The organism is Oligoflexus sp., assembly GCF_035638955.1.
Classification (GTDB): Bacteria; Bdellovibrionota_B; Oligoflexia; order Oligoflexales; family Oligoflexaceae; genus Oligoflexus.
Genome location: NZ_DASQYZ010000294.1, coordinates 1 through 4,735 on the forward strand (window position 1 = coordinate 1; position 4,735 = coordinate 4,735).

5 protein-coding genes are annotated in these 4,735 nt (G+C 51.0%); 3 read left to right on the forward strand and 2 right to left on the reverse strand.

Going from position 1 to position 4,735, the window contains the following annotated elements; genetic code table 11:
• Window positions 1–103: 103 nt before the first annotated feature.
• Together VE954_RS27080 and VE954_RS27085 are read left to right on the forward strand one after the other, a co-directional pair.
• Entirely contained in the window at window positions 104–307 is a 204-nt protein-coding gene (locus VE954_RS27080; RefSeq protein ID WP_324958768.1) for a hypothetical protein, read from the forward strand.
• Window positions 294–1,793, forward strand: coding sequence for a phage portal protein (locus VE954_RS27085; RefSeq protein WP_324958770.1), 1,500 nt, complete (start codon window positions 294–296; stop codon window positions 1,791–1,793). The genes VE954_RS27080 and VE954_RS27085 overlap by 14 nt, the downstream gene beginning before the upstream one ends.
• 27 nt (window positions 1,794–1,820) lie before the next feature.
• Here the strand turns inward: VE954_RS27085 and VE954_RS27090 are convergent, their stop codons facing one another.
• Window positions 1,821–2,390, reverse strand: a complete 570-nt coding sequence (locus VE954_RS27090) for a GNAT family N-acetyltransferase (RefSeq protein WP_324958772.1) — start codon at window positions 2,388–2,390, stop codon at window positions 1,821–1,823.
• A gap of 350 nt (window positions 2,391–2,740) precedes the next feature.
• Between VE954_RS27090 and VE954_RS27095 the strand changes: the two genes are divergently transcribed.
• Window positions 2,741–3,496 carry a C1 family peptidase gene (locus VE954_RS27095; RefSeq protein ID WP_324958774.1) on the forward strand — a complete coding sequence of 252 codons (756 nt, stop codon included), beginning with the start codon at window positions 2,741–2,743 and terminating at the stop codon, window positions 3,494–3,496.
• 295 nt (window positions 3,497–3,791) lie between these two features.
• On the opposite strand, the gene VE954_RS27100 is transcribed toward VE954_RS27095, so the two are convergent.
• Entirely contained in the window at window positions 3,792–4,628 is an 837-nt protein-coding gene (locus VE954_RS27100; protein ID WP_324958776.1) for a DUF5694 domain-containing protein, read from the reverse strand.
• Window positions 4,629–4,735: the final 107 nt, after the last annotated feature.

The window sequence follows — 4,735 nt, forward strand, 5'->3', positions numbered from 1 at the left end:
ATGGACGATCATGCCCACGACTGCATGCGCTATGCGGATGCAGCCCGGGAGTTCATGCATCAGGACATTGACGCGATCTGCGATCAGCTCGATGGAGTAACGAATGACACTTGAGGAGCAGCTTGCCTCGGTCCAGAAAGCGATAGCGGCCATCGAATCGGGCGGCCAGGAGGTCGATATCGAGGTCAATCAGAACCGGCGCAATATTGTGCGGGCGCGGCTCAAGGATTTATATGAGCGCGAAGCCAAACTGAAAATGGCGATTCGAAGACAGAACGGGGGAAGCATCTTTCATGGCCATCCCTGAAAAGCCCTCGCTCTGGACCAGGGTTAAAGGCGTTTTTTCCACGTCATCATATTTTGAAACTCCTCCGGTGGACGAGCCCTACAGAACAGCATCACGCCTGGAGCCGGTCGACTGGAATCCTTCATCGTCGAACGCTGACGAGGCCCTCCTGCCATCGCTGTCCGCACTCCGTAATCAGTCGCGGGACCTTGATCGAAATGAAAGTCTCGCTCGTGGTCCGCTCGAAAATATCGTGACCAATGTCGTGGCGGACGGACTCCGGCCTCAGGCCCGCATCGATCACGAACTCCTTGGGATCCCGGAGGCAAAGGCGCGGGAATTTGAACGGAAGGCGGAAAGGATTTTTGACCTTCACATGCGAAAGGACACAGCCGATTTTCACGGCAAGGCCAACTTCCAGACAATCCAGGCCCAGATTATGCGGGCCGCCCTGCTCGACGGCGACTGCATAGTCATAAGGCGCGAGCGTGAGCGTCCCCTCAGTATTCTTACAACTTGCCTTCAGGTCATTGAAGGCTCACGCCTCCGTAACCCTGCTTTCGCAGCCAATCCAAAGACAGATATCAGGGAAGGGGTGGAACTGGACGGCAGCGGCATGCCCGTGGCCTTTCATATTGCAAGAACCGGCGTTGCTCATTTCCTTGGAAGTGAAACCATGCGCGTGCCAAGGTTTGACGATGAAGTCATTCAGGCCGTGCTCCATATCTTTTCGAAAAGGCTTCCAGGACAGAGCCGGGGCGAGCCTTTTCTGGCCCCGGTCATCTCAAAGTTCAAACAGATTTCCGACTATTCGGAAGCCGAGCTCAAGGCGGCCGTTCTTAACGCTTTCTTTGCAACCTATGTGACGAGTGAGCTGGGATCGGTTTTTGGTGATCGTTCCACGGCTCACCTTGTCAAAGCTTCCGATGAAAAGCCAAAGCAAAGAAAATTCAATAAGTTTGGACCTGGCGGTCTTATGATCGATCTTCTTCCAGGCGAGAAGGTTGAGAACGCCGCCCCGGGCCGGCCCAATTCCAATTTCGACCCCTTCGTCCAGGCCGTCATCAAGCAGATCGGCATTGGTCTCGGTCTTCCTTATGAAGTCATGACCCAGCATTTCAGCTCGTCCTATAGTGCCGCCCGGGCCGCCATCCTCGAAGCCTGGAAGGCTTTCAAGGTCTGGCGCAGCTGGCTCGTTGCTGAATTTTGTCAGCCTGTCTGGGAATGGGTGATTACCGATGCCATCGAAAAGGGGCTTCTATCGGCACCAGGATTTGAAGATCCACTGAAAAGACACGCATTTCTTGCCACACAGTGGGCCGGTACTGAGATGGGCTCCATTGATCCTTTGAAGGAAGCGAAGGCCCACGAGGTGGAAATCCTCTCCGGCGTCAAATCCCGCCGCTCAATTGTCGAAAGCCAGGGGCGGGATTTTGATAAGCAGGCCCGCGAGCATGAAGCGGAAAAGACTATTTTAATGAGCAATGCACGGGCCGGAAAGGTGTAAGTTGGGCGTGTCCGGATGGCGGTCAAGTTATGTACTTGGAGGAAACGCCCCATTCCAAGGCCCAACAGGCGTACCGGGTATTTCCTTTTGATAAGTTGTTTGCTTGAAAAGCTTAAAACCTCGGGCCTGGTAATTTGCAAGCGCCGTTGGACCATCCAAACTGCAGGTGTGTACCCAAACACGCTTCGCACCAGCTTCCCATGCTTTCTGGACTCCAAAAGAGAGCAAATGTCCGCCAATGCCTCGGCCTATGAACTGCCTTAACAGTCCAAAGTATGCAACCTCAACGTTATCATCATCTTGCAGCTCAAGTTCCACGTAGCCCGCAGGGGTTCCTTGTGAATATGCGACCCACGTTTGAACTTCTGTACGATCCAGATACTCAAGCCACTGATCGAAGGTCCAGGCCAGCCGATCGGTCCAATGCCAATCGCCTCCAACACTTGTATAGAGAAAACGGCTGAATTCCGGGCAGGGAATCTTCGCCTGCTCTATCGAAATATTCAGACACGCAGCTTGAGGATGAATGAGTTCACGTGAATCCAACATTTCCAGGTACCAGGTTGTGACATTCATTTGAAGTTGCACCTTTGTCATTTGGTCACCGAAGCCCGCCAGGAGGCAGCGACTCGTTCACAGTGGTTACACCCTTAAACATTTCTCCTGATGATTTCAATAGGTTTTCGGGTGGCTATAAGCATATTCACTGTGGTTCTTTTGCATTTGCAGGCCGATGAAATCGAGGAAGTGCTAAAGGAACCGAACCTGCGAAATAGCTCCAGCACCATCCCCTCTATCTGGAAAGGTGCAGAGTGGATTCATTGACAAGGTCAACCTCAATCCTTAAAACCCATGTTCACTTTTTTGCGAACATCGGAAGCCTTCACTTGAAAGGCGCGGAGGGCTATGGTGCGAAGGTATTTGTTTGAACCAAGGGAAGGAAACAAATGTCTCCACCAAAAAAATTGAAGCTCGGCTGGATTCCGGATACCCACGACGCACGCGATCATGTTTATAAGGCGCGAGGCACAGCTGAAAAACTGCCTGCCGCCGTTGATCATCGCGAGAGGTTCTTTCGCGCCTGGGACCAGGGTTCGCTTGGCTCCTGTACGGCCCAGTCCGCCGGTGCTGCAGCGATGTTTCTTGACGTCTATGATAAAGATATGCCCGTTGTCGTGCCGTCAAGGCTATTCATTTACCACGCAACGAGAACGCTCGAAGGAAGCGAGGATGAAGACACCGGGGCCACGATCCGGAACACGATCAAGGCCATTCTGAACTTTGGATATCCGCCTGAGGACCAGTGGCCCTACGACATTCGAAAGTTTGCATCCCGCCCGCCAGAGGAACTTTTCAAGGTCGCCAAAAAGGAACGGATCAAGGCATACGAACGTGTTGAGCGTAACCTTGACCATTTCCGGCAGCTTATCGCCGATGGCTTTCCGATCATCATCGGCTTTTCAGTTTACGAATCCCTCTACGGACGCAACGTGAAAAAGACCGGTGTTATACCGGCGCCCGTGGAGGGTGAAAAGCGCCTTGGAGGTCACGCCGTTGTCATCTGCGGCTATGACGACTGCAAGGAGGCCTTCATCATTCGCAATAGCTGGGGCGAAAACTGGGGCGAGAAAGGCTACGGTTATCTTCCTTACAGGATTATCGAAACTCCGGAGCTGTCCCAGGATTTCTGGGCCATCAAGTGAGCATGAAAATGGGTCAAGTGCCCCTTTTCGTTTCAAAGGAACAAAGGGTGCTTCCCGAACATGGCGGCATGTGAATTCGATTCGTGAAGCAGTACTCGTCACGATGGGTGCCCCTGAGTTCAAGAGCGAATACCCAACGAACAGCGATAAGCCGCTAACCCTGTTTAAACCAAACCCTACAGCTGCTTCCGATCTCGATGCTTCAGCACAGAGGTTCTTTTTATTAAGCACTTCTCTCAAAAGGGCAAAAGTCGAGATTACAGTGTTTGAGCGCTGTGGGGTTTGGTTTTTCTAATTATTTCGCTGCTCGCTGCAAATACGGCAAAGGATCGATCAGACGAAACCCGGGGGTCTCACTAGCAAAATGGCGAAGCCAGTATCCGTGCCCGGCACCGAAAAGTACAAATACCCGGTCTCCCGGCTTGGCGACCTGAACGAGCTTCGAAAATATCTTTGCGTTTCGCAAATACCATCCTGCGTTTAAGTCTGCTCCAGGCTGGGACGTTCCATCACCAAATCGTAATAATTCATAGTAAAATGGACCGTTCCGCATTAAAGGATTATTAGGATCATTGAGGGGAATAAGAATTTGCGCCACATTACTTTTATCCTGGTCCGATTCCAGCTTTTTAAGACTGCTCTGCATTTGTTGGGTAAGGCCGTCAAGACGTGCTTTTAGCTTGTGTGCTTCGGCAAAACTCTGCACCTTGTCAAATGGAAAGTAATCAGGCTCCCCTCCCTCTGGCCTCTCATCGATGCCATGAACAGCGGTGATCTTGAGCTTCTGGGCGAGACGAAATGCGACCTGGACAATTTCATCATTTTGGCTTTTCAATTTTTCAGGTGTGAACTTTCCAAAATAGGCAGATGCAAAATCGGGTGGGGACGCCATCTCCTCAACCATAATTCGATTTGGTCGAAATTCAGCCAAAGCGTCGACAAGTCTATCGAGCTCCTTCTGCCTTTTCTGTTGGAAAATATTATCTGCTTTTAGGTTGCTAAGATCGGCTCCTGGATTGCCCATGTGATAAGTGCCAAGAAACATAACTTCCACTGCCTTTTCAGATTCGGCAGCTGCTGAATAATTTCCCACCGCCCAAATCAAAAACAGACAAGCTAATTTTTTTTTCACTAAACCCTCTCATGCCAGGAATTTTTGACTGGATTGTCACAAAGTTTTTAGATCATTGTAATATATGAAACCCGATCACATCATGGAAGAGGTAAAATAAGCGAGAT

Excerpts from the sequence above, each read along its gene's own strand:
- VE954_RS27095 (WP_324958774.1), top strand. The coding sequence starts at position 2,741 with ATGTCTCCACCAAAAAAATTGAAGCTCGGCTGGATTCCGGATACCCAC.
- VE954_RS27080 (WP_324958768.1), top strand. The coding sequence starts at position 104 with ATGACACTTGAGGAGCAGCTTGCCTCGGTCCAGAAAGCGATAGCGGCC.
- VE954_RS27085 (WP_324958770.1), top strand. The coding sequence starts at position 294 with ATGGCCATCCCTGAAAAGCCCTCGCTCTGGACCAGGGTTAAAGGCGTT.
- VE954_RS27090 (WP_324958772.1), bottom strand. The coding sequence starts at position 2,390 with ATGACAAAGGTGCAACTTCAAATGAATGTCACAACCTGGTACCTGGAA.